Source organism: Sphingomonas sp. S1-29 (assembly GCF_026167545.1).
GTDB lineage: Bacteria > Pseudomonadota > Alphaproteobacteria > Sphingomonadales > Sphingomonadaceae > Sphingomonas.
In genome coordinates this window covers 2,519,017-2,533,759 of sequence record NZ_CP110678.1, presented here as the reverse complement: position 1 = coordinate 2,533,759, position 14,743 = coordinate 2,519,017, and the positions used below count along the sequence as shown (strand labels likewise).

Genomic DNA, 14,743 nt, shown 5'->3' with positions numbered 1-14,743 from the left:
CGGGGGATCGTGTTCGACGCCTGCTTGAAGAACAACATCCCCAATACGTTCGGCATGCTTCAGCATTTTGGAATGTCAAATCGCAACCGGGTCCTGGTGTCCGAGAGCGCAAACCTTAACACAGCCGGTCTTGCTGCAGCCCTGCGCATTGATGAGTCCGAAGTTATCGCGCGGCGCTACCCGGCACATGGACGGGGACATCGAGGCTTTTTTGGTCTGCATATCATGAAGAGCCGCATCGAAGATAAGGTCAGGCGCTTTTCACCCGCCGCGATTGCTCAGGGCGTCCTCTATCACCCAGCCACCCACGAGCTTCGGGATCTTCCGTTCTCAACGGTAGGCTGGGACCTGCTTCAGGATACATGCCCATGCACAGATGACGGTGTTCGTCAGAACTGGGTCACCGTCAACGGCTCAAGCCGCTGTCACTCGTGCGGTGGAAGCCTTGGTAAGATCCCGCCGGTTCCAGTGCCTCGTGATTTGCGTACCCCGCTCGAGCTGGTTGCTGGCCTCGTAGATCCAAACCCTGGGACGCAGCAGATTGCGCAGCGGATGCTACCCGCTGCGCTTCGCAACGTCAGTCGAAACCTGGTCTACGACATAATCATGAACCTAGCGCGAGCCACCTCGGCCCGGCGCGCTGAAGAGGCCCCTCCCCCCGAGCGAACGCAAGCAATCGCGAGCGCCGCTACGTCACTACTTGATTGGCCTCACGGCCTTGGTGAAATAAGCCGTTCGAACGAATGTCCAGCTTATGTCTGGGAATGGGTGACGCGCAACTATGCAATACTCGATGTTGTAGCGCCATCGACGGTCACAAGCTCGTGCTGCACGCCGTCGACCGCTGGTGCACAGGCGTCCACTCAGCCGGCATATATCCCCTCCGGTGCCGGAGGTCGCGTCCTGACCCATTTCGTCGGGGCCATGGCTGCGGCGCGTTTAGGTGGGGTCGATGAAAGCGCGCTCAAGGCAGCGTGGGACGACGAGAAGTTCACGCAGCACTCTTGGGCGAAAGGCTCGCTACGGGTTCGGGCTTTTGATCCGGCCGAAGTCGTTAAGGTTGCTCCATTCCTTAGAGTGATTGGTGCAAGGGCCCGGGTTGCCAGCCTCCTCGGATTGCCCGTCTATGGCGTAGAGCAGCTGCTCGCCCACTGCCTTCTCACTCCTGAAGCGCCAAGTGGCCAGCTTAAGCAATGCGCCTCTTACAAGGCTACGGCACTTGAACTGGTAGCCGACATAGAAGGTAAGGTGACCGACCTCGCTGACCCGATCCGGTTGGTCGAAGCTATCCGACATATTTCAGGCCGCCCTAAACCCTGGGGTGCGGTCATTGCCGGGATGCTCGACGGCACGTTGCCTTTCTCAGTGTGCGACGGCGGTCCGTACACTGCAATAGTCGACCGACTGCTTATCGAAGCGGACGCAATACCGATGGTTGTTCGATTGTCCGAACCTGACAATCCTAAGGCGATTATCGAAAGGGCGAATACTTGGAGCCAAGGCGACGCGCTCGAATGCCTTAACGGCAATGTCAGCGCCGGACAGTTGCTCACCGGTATCGTATTTACGGGCAGAAAGAAGAAGCGTTTCAAAGTCGAGGACATTCTGGAGCGGGCAGCTCTCGGTGTTACGACCTCCGATGTTGCCCGGCGCTCAGGGATTTCGATTATGCGAACTGCGATGATCCTTGAGGAACAGGCTGTTCCGCAGATTGCGCCTGGTCTCTGGCTCCGCGCCCGCGCTGAACAGGTTTTAGTTGGACCGATTCGGCTGGCGCAACCGTTAACTAACCTGAAGCTGCACGACGCGGTTATGCATTGTTAATTTGTTCAGAATCGCAAGTTGTGGCTTTGTTGATGCAGGAGAATAGATGCACATCTTCATATACATTTTACCGATCTAGATTTAGATAAGTCTTTTAGTTCTGAAGGAAAACCGATTATGGATCTATACTTTAATCTTGCCTTCGTCCTGCTTAACATGGCGAACGGGACTGAACTCCATTCTGAAACGAGCCCAAGCAAAATGCTCTCCTTGCATGTCCCGCGTGTGCACGACGAGCATCACATCATTGACGCCAGCGGCGGCGCTACGAGTGATGGAAATTTCCGAACCGGGCTGAACTCGAAAGTCGTCGATATCAGCCGATCGCGTGATCGCAGTCGCGGATGTTCCTGGGGGGGCTTGAACGACCGTAATATTGTCGATCCGCGCCTCCTCGTTTCCAGCATTGTATATGACCCAACACGGAGGACCGACACCAGTTTGGTAGTTTGGGACAATGATCAAATGCGAGCCGCCGATACGCGTAGCGTTAATACGGTCACTACGTCCTATGGCTGCCTGAGTGACAACGCCCATGGCCGCTATGCTCACGGTTATAGCCGCAAAGATGAATGCAACTTCCGAACCCGCCAAATTTGCCCGTGCGATAGCGTTGGCCTGGCACTCGACAGCGATAGATGGCTGGAGGGGCAGGGCTGGAACATATTGCTTATTCTCGTTGGAGCCATCCTTGCCGGCTTCGGTGCCGCGCATCTTTCCCCGCGCCAGCGTGATTCGGCCTTCCTGTTATACGTTTTTATTATCTCAAGCGGGTACGCCACCGCGATATCCGGGGCTTACCTGTTTATGATACGCTAGCGCTCCAACGATAGGCATCAGAACCGCTAAGAGACCTGCAATCCCAACCAGTATTCTATGTCTAAGCATAAAGAACCCCCCCATACGCCGGTGCTCTACGGAACGAATCCAACCGAACCGTGCATTTTTGAACCCAAGACTTTCGCTGAGGCTCAGGACCACCGCCTAGGTCGAGCAATGGCTCCCGCCGCGGTCCATCCGGACGAAGTACGATCCGACCCAACTTGATAGCCCTTAGCTCTGGTTGTCAGACCCACATCCCAAAGCGAATCGCGAATCATTGACGGCAAAGACGGCGGTTTAACCTAGCGGCCGGCGCTCGAGGCACCGGCGTCGCGGCTGAGCGGGTTGAATGAAATAAAAGGCGCTTTTGAGCGGCTAGAGTGAAAAATGGCTAACCGCTCATTTTGAAAAAAGTGTTCAATATCAACGTCGGTTTGAGCAGCTTATGTTGAAGCCTGACACTTTCTGCCTAGTTCAGCGCGAGTCGCGCCGCATCGACGGCTCGGAAAGCTACAAAAGCTACACTACGTACCCCCCCGGTTGCCCCTCTCCCCGGGTCGCAACGCGATTGCGGTCGAGCTTGGCGCGGGGGCGGTCATGGAATGAGCGTAGCAGGGCCGGTGCTTGTAGGACAGCGATGGGCGGCAGGGCTGTCGTGCGTCGCCGGGGCAGGATGCGGCGGAGTATGGCGTTGCATCCGGCGACCGCTGCCGCGCCTGGGGTTCAATCCCTCGCGTCGCGTATCGCTTCCAATTCGGCCAGCCGCACCGGATCGTCGGCAGCGAGCGCCTCTTCGAGGTAAAAGCTATATGCGAAATTGCGCACGACCTCCTGCGCTTCGCCGCTATATTCCGACGCAATTGCTTCGAAAGCATCGACCAGTTCGCGGAGAAGTTGTTTATCGAGTGCCTGAAGGTCGCCACCCAACCCCTCCATCATCTTGATCGCGACGTCGGCATCGAGCACGTCTTCATCTGCAAGATTGAAGAATACCAAAAAGTCTGCGATGATTCGTACAATTGGTAAAGCTATCATGGCTCAACAACCCTGACCTTGATCCTGGTGATTTTCATCTTCCTCAGCAGCTTGAGAGCAGCGGCTCGCTGTTTAAGGTTCGGAACCTCCCAGATTCCGATTTGACGATGCTCCGCCAATGCCTGGGCCTGCCGCAACACTTGCGCTCGCGCTCGCGGCGTAGTCCAGATACTCCATTTACGGTCGATCACATAGTCGCCGTCGATACCGTCGAATTTCACGGGCCGCTTCGTGCCGTCGGGCATGGTTCGCACCAATACTGGCGCCTGGCCGGGCCTTCCGCCGGTCGCGGAGTCGTTATACGCTTTCCACGGTTTGTCTGACGTGACGGTTTCCCTTACCCAGCCAATCTTGGGCGGGTCGAAAGTCGGGCGCAGCTGGGCTTGCCGCAGCCGGCGCGCCGACGAAATCCTGCCGAGCGCGGCCCCCGGTGCGGCTATCAACGCGGCGTTCGCTGCGACCGACCCAGTGGCACGGCCAATCTCGCGCGGCGTCGCATTGGCGATCGCATCGGCCGCGCGGGAGATTTGGACCCGGGCCGGCGTGTCTTCGGCGGCGATCGCGGTATCGATCGTCTCGGCGATCGCGCGCCCGGCGTTGCCGAGGGTGGTGAGCGGATTGGTCGTCAGCGCGGCATATGCCCCCGTCACCGTTCCTTCGGCGACATCGTACACGCCCTCGCCGACACCGGCGGCGAATTCAGTCACCGGGTTGGGCCGGTCCTCGCGCCGCGAGGCCGATCGGTAACTTGCCCCTCGCACCGGGCGCGGCGCTTCGGCCCGCGGCTTGGTTGCGGCTCTTGGCTTCTCAGGCTGATCGCGGTCGATCCTCGATCCGCGACCGCTCTGGCGGTTGCTTGGGCTCGTGCCTCCCGCGCCATAATAGCGTCCGGCACCGGCAAAGGTAAAACGGCCGTCGGCCGGATCATGCCAGGGATTGAACTTCAGCTCGATCCCGTCGGGACCCCGCACGGCCGGCATCCTGCCGGTGCGCAGCCAGTGTGAAAACGCGTGTCGCCGCTCACCGTCCGCTATCTGGATCATGCCGCCTCACCCCTGCTGCGGTGAGAACATTTGAGCAACATTTACCAACAAGTCAAGACGACGCAAAGCAGCCTCCTGGGCTGGCCGCCCGGCGTCTTGCATCAACCGATTTTCAGGAAAGTGGTGCGGTCGAGAAGACTCGAACTTCCACGGGCTTTCGCCCACAACGACCTCAACGTTGCGCGTCTACCATTCCGCCACGACCGCACGTGCATACCACCGGTGCGTCGCACCTGCAGTTGGTAGGCGCAGGCCCCTAGCAGCGCCGGACGGGCTGCGCAACATGCTATCGTGCGGCCTATCGCCGGAGCGGCGCAGCCAGTAGGGAAGCGCGACCATGGCCGCCCCCTCCCCCACCCTGCCGCCCGCCGACTCCGCGGCCAGCACATCGCGATCGGTGACGCACGAAACGCGGCGGCTGCTGGCGCTGGCGTGGCCGGTGATGCTCACCAGCCTCAACTGGACGATCCTCCACGTCACCGACGTGATCGTCGTCGGGCTGACGGGTACGCAGGAGGTGGCGGCGCTGGGGGCCAGCCGCGCGCTGACCTATATCGGCATCGTCGTGGTGCTCGGCTGGCTGTCCGGCGTGCTGGTGTTCGTCTCGCGCGCCGATGGCGCGGGCGATTTGCCCGAGACCGGGCGGGTGCTGCACGAGGGGCTGGTGCTCGGCCTGGTGCTGGGACTGGCGAGCGGAGGGATCCTGTTCGCCTTTGCGCATCCGCTGCTGCTGATGGTGGGGGTCGAGCCGGGCATCGCGCCGGCTGGTGCGCGCGTCGTGCAGGTGATGGCGCTCGCCTATCCGTTCCAGTTGCTGAGCATCGCCGCCAGCTTCTTCCTCGAAGGGGTGAGCCGGCCGCGGCGGGTGATGGTGGTGCAACTCTCGGTGCTGCCGCTCAACGCCGTCCTAGCCTGGGCATGGTCGGGGGGCCATCTGGGGTTTCCCGCCTGGGGCGCGGTGGGGGCGGCGGCGGCGACCGCGACCGCATCGGCCTTTGGCGCGGTGGCGATGCTCTACGCCGCCTGGACGCTGCCGCGCGCGCACGAACGCGGGGTGCGGCGGCTGCGCGACTGGCGGCCCGACGGGATGATCCGGTTGCTGCGCTTTGGGCTGGTGCCCGCGATCGCCTCGGGGCTCGAGCTCGCGGGATTCTCGATCCTGATCGCGCTGTCGACGCAATTGGGCGAGGCGAGCGCGCATGCCTTCCAGATCGTGTTCTCGGTCCACAACATCACCTTCGGCGTCGCGCTGGGGCTGGGGTCGGCGGCGGGGGTGCGCGTGGGCAATGCGATCGGCGAGGGACGGCCCGAACAGGCGGCGTGGCGCGCGGGCCTCGCGGCGGGGCTGGCGGCGCTCGCCACCGGGGCGATGGCGTTGGGCATCCTGATCGCCGCGCCGGGGATCGTCGGCGCGTTTCCGGCGATCAACGCGGTCGAGGCGATCGGCGTCGGGATGCTCGTCGCCTGGGCGCCGTTCATCCTGTTCGACGGGGTGCAGGTGGTGTTCGTCTATGCGCTGCGGTCGATGGGCGACCAGGTGGCGGCGGGGCTGAACGGGATCGCCAGCTTCTTCGTCGTCACCGGTGGGCTCGGCTGGTGGCTGGTGCACACCGGCTGGGGGTCGCTCGGGCTGGTCTATGCCTCGGGCGCGGGCATGGTCGCCGCGGCGTTGCTCAACGGCGCGCGGCTGTGGTGGGTCAGCGCGCGCTCTCGCCCGCGAAGCTGAGTTCGAGCCGCTTGGAATTGGCGGGCACGTCGAGCTTGCCGCTGCTGAACGCCAGCGCGCCGTTGGGGGCGAGGGTGCGAAGCTCGGGGGTGATGGTCCAGCTATAGACGATGCGCCCCTGCGGATCGCGCAGTTCGGCGCGGATGTCGGGGACGCGCTGCGCCGCGGTGCTGGGGTTGTTGATCTTGCCCGACACCACGAACAATTCGTTGCCGCTCGACAGATAGCGCCGCTCGATCGAGCGATCGACGAAGCGGAGCGGGGTCTCGGTGGTGCCGATCGGCAGCCCGAGCTGGCCGGCGATCCCGGGCGCGCCCGAATAGACGATCGCGCCGATGCCGAGCAGCATCGAGACGCCAGCGACCACCGCGGCGGCGGTCCAGCGGCGCGCGGGGTTGCGGCGCGGCTGGAAGGGCGGCTTGTGCGCGAAGGCATCGTAATGCGGCTTGTCGAGATCGGGATCGACATAGGAATAGATCGGGGCAGCGGCGGCGGGTGCTGCAGCGGCCGGGGCGGCAGTCGCGGGCGCAGGGGCCGTAGGCGCAGCGGCCGGGATCGGTTTGGGCGCGGGAACCGGCGCGGGCGCGGGCGCAGGCTCGGCGGGCGTTTCTGCAGCGGGCACCGGCGCGGGCTTGGGCGCCAGGTTCATCACCGTCGGCGGCTGGAACCAGCTATGCTTGCACTTGGCGCAGCGCACCGTCCGCCCGTCGCCGCCGATCGAGCTGTCGGGGACCAGATAGCGGGTGCGGCATTGGGTGCATTCGAGGATCATGTGGCGGGCGTCTTCGGACAAGCAAACGACCGGATTGGCCTGGGGCGAATCTAAACATGCAAATGGGTTCGCTGGCAAGAGTCTTGGGGCGCGGCGGCGGGCGCATCGGGCCACCGTCTTGAGCGCATATCGCGGACGTGCGATGGCAATTGCCGGGTGCAACGAAGGACAGGCCGCCGCCGGCACGAATGGCCAATATCGTACAGTTCGAGAATGTTGGCCTGCGCTACGGCACCGGGCCCGAAACGCTGTCCGACGTGTCGTTCACGTTGCAGGCGGGGGCGTTCTATTTCATGACCGGCACCTCGGGCGCGGGGAAGACCTCGCTGCTCAAGCTGCTGTACCTGGCGCAGCGGCCGAGCCGCGGGGTGATCCGGCTGTTCGGCGAGGATGCGGTGACGCTGCCGCGCAGCCGCTTGCCGGGGTTTCGCCGACGGATCGGCGTGGTGTTCCAGGATTTCCGGCTGGTGCCGCACCTCTCGGCGTTCGACAACATCGCGCTGCCCTTGCGCGTCGCCGGCATGCCCGAGGACGAGATCGACGAGCCGGTGCGCGAGATGCTCGCCTGGGTTGGGCTGAAGGACCGCACCGATGCGCGCCCGCCGACGCTGTCGGGCGGCGAGCAGCAGCGGATCGCGATCGCGCGCGCGGTGATCACGCGGCCCGAGATCCTGGTCGCCGACGAGCCGACGGGCAATGTCGACGCCGACATGGCCGAACGGCTGCTCCATCTGTTCGAGAGCCTCAACCGGCTGGGCACCACCGTCGTCGTTGCGACGCATGATTTCCATTTGCTCAACCGGATTCCCAACGCGCACATGATGCGGATCGAGGGCGGGCGGCTGCAGGATCCGACCGGATCGCTGCGCAACCCGCCACGGGAATTCGAGGGTTGAGCCTGCTCGCGCCGCACACCCCCGATCGCCGGCTGCTCGACGACGGCCGGGCGACGCGCGCGATGCGCTGGATCATGGCGATCATGCTGTTCCTGACGGTGCTCGCCGGCGCGCTGGGGCTTGCGACCTGGGCGGCGACGCGCGCGCTCGACAGCGACCTTGCCGGGCGGGTGACGGTGCAGATCGTCGAGGGCGACGCCGCGGTGCGCGACCGCAGCGTCGCGGCGATCGTGCGCGCGCTGCGCGGGCGTGCCGGGGTGCGCGCGGTCGCCGAGGTCGATCGCGCGCGGCTGGCGCAACTGCTCGAGCCGTGGCTCGGCGAGGCGGGGCTCGACGCCGACCTGCCGATGCCCGCGATGATCGATGTCGATCTGGCCGACCCCGGCGCCGCGCCGGGGATCGAGCGGCTGGTGCGCGGTATCGCACCGCAAGCGCGCGTCGATGCGCATGCGCAGTGGCTGGCGCCGGTGCGCGGTTTCATCGCGACGCTGGCGCTGCTGGCGGGCGGGCTGGTGCTGCTGGTGGCGAGCGCGACGACCTTCGTCGTGCTGCTGGCGGCACGATCGGGGCTGGACACGCACCGCGACACGATCGAAGTGCTGCACATGCTCGGCTCCACCGATGTCCAGGTTGCGCGACTGTTCCAGCGCCGGATCGCGATCGACACGCTGGTGGGCGGGGCGATCGGCACGCTGCTGGCGCTGGTGTTCCTGGTGTTCCTCGGCAGCCAGATCGACCGGCTGGGTGCCGAGATCGTCGGCGGGGTCGCGCTGCGACCGGGCGACTGGGCGATCCTGACGCTGCTGCCGCTGGGCTTCACGCTGATGGCGACGATCGCCGCGCGGGTGACGGTGCTGGCCGCGCTGGGGCGGCGGCTGTGATCCTGCGCGCTTTGTCCTTCCTGGCGCTGGCCTATGCGCTGGGCTTCGTCGTGTTCATGCTCGGGCTCGGCCAGCCGCTCGACGATCGGCGCACCGATGCGATCGTCGTGCCGACCGGCGGCGCGGGGCGGATCGACCGCGGCCTTGCGCTGATGGAAGACAAGCGCGCCGATCGCATGCTGATCTCGGGCGTCGACCCGAGCGTCCGCCCGATCGAGCTCGCGCTCGAATATCGCGTGCGCCCCGCCTTGTTCGAATGCTGCATCGACCTGGGGCAAGAAGCGATCGACACGCGATCGAACGGCGACGAGACCGCCGACTGGGTGCGCAAGCGCGGCTATAAGAGCGTTCGGCTGGTCACCGCCGACTGGCACATGGCGCGCGCGCGGCTCGAGCTCGACAATGCGCTCGATGGCGCAGTCGAAGTGGTGGGCGATCCGGTGCGCACCAATGCGCGCTTCGCGACCTTGTTCGACGAATATAACAAGCTGCTGATCCGCCGGGTCGCGCTGTGGGTGGGGTTTGCCGGATGATTGCCAGGCTGCGTGCGATCGCGTTCGACGTGCTGTTCTATGCAGGATCGGTGCCGCTGGTGCTGTTCGCCTGCGCCTGTGGCCTTGTGGGCGGCGCCACGATGCGGCGCGGGGTGCTGCTATGGTTCCAATATCATCGGCTGGTGTCGCGCTACGTGCTCGGCATCGAAACCCGGATCACCGGCGCACCGCGGCCCGAGGGCCCTGCCCTGTACGTCGCCAAGCACCAGTCCTTCTACGAAACCTTCGAGCTGACGCGGATCCTGGGCGCGCCGGTGGTGGTGATGAAGCGCGAGCTGGGCGACATCCCGTTCTGGGGCTGGATCGCCAAACGCTATGGCGCGATCATGGTCGATCGCGATGCCTCTTCGCAGGCATTGCGCGAGATGATGCGCCAGGCGCAGGCGGCGCGCGCGGCGGGCCGCCCGGTGCTGCTGTTCCCCGAGGGCACGCGGATCGAGCCCGGACAGACGCCGGCGCTGAAATCGGGCTTTGCCGGATTGTACCGTGCGCTCGGCCTGCCCGCAGTGCCGATCGCGCTCGAGACCGCGAAGGTGTGGCCGCGCAAGGGGATGAAGCGCGCCGGCGTGGTCGAGTTCCGCTTCGGCGAAGCGCTGCCGCCGGGGATGAAGCGCGAGGCGATCGAGGCGGCGGCGCATGCGGGGATCAACGTGTTCGAGGACGAGCGGTTGGTGGGGGGTGAGGCTGTTGGCGGGGGCGGGGACGGGGACGGGGACGGGCGATAGCGCTTATTGCGGGCATAGAGGCAAAGCGGCACTTTCCCATTATGCGGTTCATTAGGTTGATATATCGGGCATTCGTCGCAGCGCTGCTGGGCAGTCTCGCAGGAGCTGCCATTTCTGTTATGATCGAACCGCCCTCGGGAAAGACACTCACGATCTTGCTGGGGCTAACTTTGCTGATGGCGCTCATCGGGTTTTTCGTCAGTTTGGTTGCCCTTGTAACGATCGGCATTCCACTTAGCTGGCCATTCCGTGAAGCTATTTACCGGCACCCGCTGCCATTTGCTGTGCTTTACGGCTGTCTCGGCTCCTTCCTTGGCCTATGGATTGCAGTATTGATAGGATTAGCAGATCAAGCCACAGTTATCCCGGCGCTGTCGATCGGAGGAGCGACAGCTGTTGCGTGGATAGGGGTGATGTGTCGCAATCGGCCCGGCACCTTTTAGGTTGGCGCTGTTCGTGCCTGAAGAACGCCCGCTTTCCACCAAATTGCGGTAGCACGCGGTCGCTCGCTGGACCCCGGATCAAGTCCGGGGTGACGACGGGAGCATGGGGGCGACCGCCTACCCCCCCGGCCCCCACCGCTGCCTTCGGAAGCAGCGCGGCGGCGGCGGGTTTTTCGGGGGTTTCGAAGGGGCCTTTGGCGACCGGCAGCAAAGTCTTGCGCGCTTCGGCGCCGAGGTCGCGCGCGACCAGTTCCTCGCCGAGCTTGAGCCTTGGGCCGGGCGCGGCGGGGGCGGACTGCACGATCTTGTACAGCCCCTCGACCGCGACATCGGGGGCTTGTTCGCCGGCGGTGGCGAAGCTTTCGTGATAGGCGATCAGCGGCAGGCTGCTTTCGGGGTCCTGCCGGTTGGCCTTGACGATGAAGCTCCTCGCCACCTCGAGCCGCTGCCGGCGTTCGGCTTGGGGCGCGCGTGCGGCGAGCTGGGTCAGCGCGGTGCCTTTCCAGACCAGCGCGCGGGTTTCGGTCGGCGCCTGCGCGATCACGCGGTCGGCGGCGCCGAGACAGGCTTCGGGATTGCCGGTGCGGCATTCGGCTTCGGCCAAGAGCAATTGGTGTTCGATGAGGTCGGGGAACTGCCGCGCATTGCCGCGCAGCCGCTCGAGCCAGGCCGTGCGTCGGGCAAGTGCCCTCTCGCGGTCGGGGCCAGCGGCGGGCACCTCGATCCGCGCGCCGAGCTCGAGCCGGCCGCGGATCAGGCCGGCCTCGGCCCGGGTGAGGCGGCGGACGGTCGGTGGCGGCGCCCGCTCGGCGGGGAAGGTCATTCGCTCGCCCTGTAGCTTGCGTCCCTTGTAGCCGATCACGGCCCGTTGGAGCTCGGCGGGGTCGCCAAGCGCGGTCGCGGCGCTCTCCAGGTCGGCACCCCCTGCCAGGGCATCCAGATACTTGCCCAATCGCGGCTTCCATTCGTCCGAGAAATACAGAAGATGGGCGAGCCGCCACGCGTGATAGGGCGTCCAGGATCGCTTGCCGGAAAGATAGCGGCCGTCGAGGATGTGCGTTACCGGATAAGCGTTGTAATGCTCCATCACCTTGAAGAAGCCGCTCGGAAGGTGGCCGTATTCGACAAAGTCGTCGCCGGCGACCATCGTCGCGAACATCTCGCCGAAGCCCTGCAGGAACCAGCGCGGGTACGCAGCCGGCGAATAGGTCATCAGGTAGTTCTGCGCGAAGCCCGCATAGAGGCGCGATTCGGCCGACTGACAGAAGGCGAGCTCGTTCACGGGCATTTGCATATAGGCGTCGTTGGCATCTACCCCGCCCTGCTCGCCGCGCGGGGCCACGACGATCTGCGTCACCGGTGGAAAGCCGCCGTCGCCACCGTCGCAATTGCGGTTCGTCGGACGGCCGACCGACGGGCGAAGCACCAAATTCACGCCGTCCTGCGTGGTTGCGAGCACCGACCCTTCGTCGCGCGGATCATAGTAGATCGTCTTTGCGAACGCGCGGGGGAACGGGCCATATTGCCAGCGCAGATCGGTCAATCGCAGCTGCTCGAAGGTCCCGACATCGCCGATCATCGTCACCGCGACCTTAATCGTCTCGTCGGGCGCATCGACTTTCCCGGTCAGCGCCGAGAGGAGGAAGTGCAGCTTCTCGAGATTGTGTGCGGTGCGAACCAGATCCTTTTCGCTGCCCTGGCTGAACACGACGACGTGCGGCGTCTCCGCCATCCGCCAGTCGCTCATCTCGACCTTCGCGTCGCGGATCTTGGTGCCGGTGACGGTGATGGTCGTCTCGCCATTCTTCACCGGCGCGGTCAGCTGGGCGTACGCGGGGAGGCTGAGGGCGGTGCCGACGACGAAAAGCAACCATCGCATCATTTTTCGAAGCTCCACATCGCGCCAAAGCATTCGGAGCAACATGAAGCGCCCGATCGGACTCAAAATCAAGTCACGCCGAAGCAACGCCCGAACCGGCGACCGAGCGAGCCTCCTGCCTATTCGTGCGAGCGGCCGAAATCGGGGGCGGCGTCGTCCTGGCCTTCCTCGACGATCGAGCGGCGGACCGCGCGGGTGCGTTCGAACAGCTCGAACAATTCATCGCCCTTGCCCCAGCGGATCGCGCGCTGGAGCGCCGACAGGTCCTCGGAAAAGCGCTGGAGCATGTCGAGCACCGCCTCGCGGTTCGACAGGAACACGTCGCGCCACATCGTCGGGTCCGACGCGGCGATTCGGGTGAAGTCACGGAAGCCGCCCGCCGAATATTTGATCACCTCCGACCGGGTGACTTCCTCGAGGTCCGAAGCGGTGCCGACGATCGTATAGGCGATGAGATGCGGCAAATGGCTGGTGACCGCGAGGACGCGATCATGGTGTTCGGGGGCCATCGTCTCGATCTCGGCGCCGAGGTTGCGCCAGAACGAAGCGACGCGCTCGATCGCGACCGGGTCGGTGCCCTCGGGCGGGGTGAGGATGCACCAGCGATGGTTGAAGAGGGTGGCGAAGCCCGCCTCGGGGCCGCTCTGCTCGGTGCCCGCCACCGGGTGCGCGGGGACGATCGTCGTGCCGGGCAGCGCCGCCTGGAGCGCCTCGACCACGCTGGCCTTGCACGATCCGACATCGGTGACGATCGCGTCGGCGGGCAGGTCGGCGGCGAGCTCGGCGGCGACCGCGCCCATCGCGCCGACGGGGACGCACAGCACCACCAGGTCGGCATCGATCACCGACGCGCCCGCGGTGTCGGTCACGTCGTCGCACAGCTCGATCGCGCGCGCGGTGTCGCGCACCGAGGGATCGGCATCATAGCCGGTCAGCCGCACCGTGGGCATCCGCGCGCGCACCGCGCGGGTGACCGACGACCCGATCAGCCCGAGCCCGATGACGGTAACGCGCGCGAAGGGCAGCATCAGCCCGCGACGATCTCGCGCAGCGCCGCGGCGACGCCCTGCGTCTCCTGCGCGGTGCCAATCGAGATTCGCAGCGCGTTGGGCAGCCCCTGCCCCGGCAGCCAGCGCACGATGTACCCGCGGTCCATCAAGCCGTGATAGGCCTGCTCGGCGGTCACCTGGCCTTCGAACAGCACCAGCACGAAGTTCGCCTTCGACGGCACCGCGCGCAGCCCGGCATTGCCGAGCTTCTCGATCTCGCCCGCGAACCATTCGCGCCACTGCGCATTATGCGCGCGGCTGGCATCGACGAAATCGGTCGCGGCGAGCGCGGCGATCGCGGCGGCCTGGCCGGCAGTGGTGACGTTGAACGGCGCGCGGATGCGGTGCATCGCATCGATGATCTCGGCCGAGGCATAGCCCCAGCCGATGCGTTCGGCGGCGAGGCCGAAGATCTTGCTGAAGGTGCGCGTCACCAGCACGTTGGACTTGGTCTTGGCGAGTTCGAGCCCGTGATCATCGTCGGCGGCGTCGATATATTCGGCATAGGCCTGATCGATCACCAGCAGCACCCATTTGGGCAGGCCAGCATGGAGCCGTGCGATTTCCTCGCGGGCGATGAAGGTGCCGGTGGGGTTGTTGGGGTTGGCGACGAACACGACGCGCGTCTTGTCGGTGACCGCGGCGAGGATCGCGTCGACATCGGTCGCATAATCGCGATCGGGGGCGATCACCGGCAACGCGCCGACGCGCCGCGTCGCGATCTCGTACACCGCGAAACCGTACCGCACGAAGATCACTTCATCGCCCGGCCCGGCAAAGGCACCGGCGGCGAGATGGAGCACTTCGTCCGAGCCGGTGCCGTAGATGACGCGCGCGGGATCGAGGTCGCACGACGCGGCGATCGCCTCGCGCAGCTCAGCGGCGCCGGCATCGGGATAGCGCTCGAGGCTGCCATGCGCGGCGTCGAACGCGGCGCGCGCCTGCGGGGCGGTGCCGAGCGGGTTCTCGTTCGACGAAAGCTTGGCGACGACGCGGCCGTCGTCGGTCTTGGATCGGCCCGGGACATAAGGGGCGATGTCCATGATCCATGGCTTGGGGATAGGTGCGGTCATGCAAAAGGCGATGGCCGAGGC

13 protein-coding genes and 1 tRNA gene are annotated in these 14,743 nt (G+C 65.3%); 6 read left to right on the top strand and 8 right to left on the bottom strand.

The genetic code is table 11. The features are described from left to right. Nucleotides 1-24: 24 nt before the first annotated feature. On the top strand, nucleotides 25-1,824 hold the full coding sequence (locus OKW76_RS12075) for a hypothetical protein (RefSeq protein ID WP_265549125.1): 1,800 nt from the start codon (nucleotides 25-27) through the stop codon (nucleotides 1,822-1,824). Nucleotides 1,825-1,947: 123 nt separating this feature from the next. Here OKW76_RS12075 and OKW76_RS12070 read toward each other — a convergent pair whose 3' ends face one another. The 4 genes from OKW76_RS12070 to OKW76_RS12055 all read right to left on the bottom strand — a co-directional run bounded on the left by OKW76_RS12070 (nucleotide 1,948) and on the right by OKW76_RS12055 (nucleotide 4,931). Continuing rightward, entirely contained in the window at nucleotides 1,948-2,538 is a 591-nt protein-coding gene (locus OKW76_RS12070) for a hypothetical protein (RefSeq protein ID WP_265549124.1), read from the bottom strand. Nucleotides 2,539-3,369: 831 nt separating this feature from the next. Continuing rightward, the gene (locus OKW76_RS12065; RefSeq protein ID WP_265549123.1) at nucleotides 3,370-3,681 is read right to left on the bottom strand and encodes a hypothetical protein; all 312 of its coding nucleotides are present in this window, start codon (nucleotides 3,679-3,681) and stop codon (nucleotides 3,370-3,372) included. Further along, nucleotides 3,678-4,724 carry a hypothetical protein gene (locus tag OKW76_RS12060; RefSeq protein WP_265549122.1) on the bottom strand — a complete coding sequence of 349 codons (1,047 nt, stop codon included), beginning with the start codon at nucleotides 4,722-4,724 and terminating at the stop codon, nucleotides 3,678-3,680. The genes OKW76_RS12065 and OKW76_RS12060 overlap by 4 nt, the downstream gene beginning before the upstream one ends. Nucleotides 4,725-4,845: 121 nt before the next feature. Further along, nucleotides 4,846-4,931, bottom strand: a tRNA-Leu gene (locus OKW76_RS12055). A 130-nt stretch (nucleotides 4,932-5,061) separates the two neighbouring features. Between OKW76_RS12055 and OKW76_RS12050 the strand changes: the two genes are divergently transcribed. Then, a complete protein-coding gene (locus OKW76_RS12050) occupies nucleotides 5,062-6,450 on the top strand; it encodes an MATE family efflux transporter (RefSeq protein WP_416221811.1) in 1,389 nt (462 codons plus the stop codon). Here the strand turns inward: OKW76_RS12050 and OKW76_RS12045 are convergent. Next, nucleotides 6,422-7,243 (bottom strand): MJ0042-type zinc finger domain-containing protein, encoded by an 822-nt coding sequence (locus OKW76_RS12045; protein ID WP_322740088.1) that lies wholly within the window; start codon nucleotides 7,241-7,243, stop codon nucleotides 6,422-6,424. The genes OKW76_RS12050 and OKW76_RS12045 overlap by 29 nt on opposite strands. A 167-nt stretch (nucleotides 7,244-7,410) precedes the next feature. On the opposite strand from OKW76_RS12045, the gene ftsE reads away from it, so the two are divergent. The 4 genes from ftsE to OKW76_RS12025 are packed head-to-tail and all read left to right on the top strand — an operon-like array spanning nucleotide 7,411 to nucleotide 10,278. Then, entirely contained in the window at nucleotides 7,411-8,118 is a 708-nt protein-coding gene (gene ftsE, locus OKW76_RS12040; RefSeq protein WP_265549121.1) for a cell division ATP-binding protein FtsE, read from the top strand. Beyond that, the gene (locus OKW76_RS12035; protein WP_265549120.1) at nucleotides 8,115-8,999 is read left to right on the top strand and encodes a cell division protein FtsX; all 885 of its coding nucleotides are present in this window, start codon (nucleotides 8,115-8,117) and stop codon (nucleotides 8,997-8,999) included. The genes ftsE and OKW76_RS12035 overlap by 4 nt, the downstream gene beginning before the upstream one ends. After that, a complete protein-coding gene (locus tag OKW76_RS12030; protein ID WP_256506011.1) occupies nucleotides 8,996-9,532 on the top strand; it encodes a YdcF family protein in 537 nt (178 codons plus the stop codon). Before OKW76_RS12035 ends, OKW76_RS12030 begins: the two co-directional genes overlap by 4 nt. Then, nucleotides 9,529-10,278, top strand: coding sequence for a lysophospholipid acyltransferase family protein (locus OKW76_RS12025; RefSeq protein ID WP_265549119.1), 750 nt, complete (start codon nucleotides 9,529-9,531; stop codon nucleotides 10,276-10,278). The genes OKW76_RS12030 and OKW76_RS12025 overlap by 4 nt, the downstream gene beginning before the upstream one ends. A 360-nt stretch (nucleotides 10,279-10,638) precedes the next feature. Here the strand turns inward: OKW76_RS12025 and OKW76_RS12020 are convergent, their stop codons facing one another. The 3 genes from OKW76_RS12020 to hisC form a co-directional block, all read right to left on the bottom strand. Beyond that, nucleotides 10,639-12,603 carry a hypothetical protein gene (locus OKW76_RS12020; RefSeq protein ID WP_265549118.1) on the bottom strand — a complete coding sequence of 655 codons (1,965 nt, stop codon included), beginning with the start codon at nucleotides 12,601-12,603 and terminating at the stop codon, nucleotides 10,639-10,641. A 116-nt stretch (nucleotides 12,604-12,719) separates the two neighbouring features. Continuing rightward, a complete protein-coding gene (locus tag OKW76_RS12015) occupies nucleotides 12,720-13,628 on the bottom strand; it encodes a prephenate/arogenate dehydrogenase family protein (RefSeq protein WP_256506006.1) in 909 nt (302 codons plus the stop codon). Beyond that, nucleotides 13,628-14,722, bottom strand: coding sequence for a histidinol-phosphate transaminase (hisC, locus tag OKW76_RS12010; protein ID WP_265549117.1), 1,095 nt, complete (start codon nucleotides 14,720-14,722; stop codon nucleotides 13,628-13,630). The genes OKW76_RS12015 and hisC overlap by 1 nt, the downstream gene beginning before the upstream one ends. Between the last annotated feature and the right edge of the window lie 21 nt (nucleotides 14,723-14,743).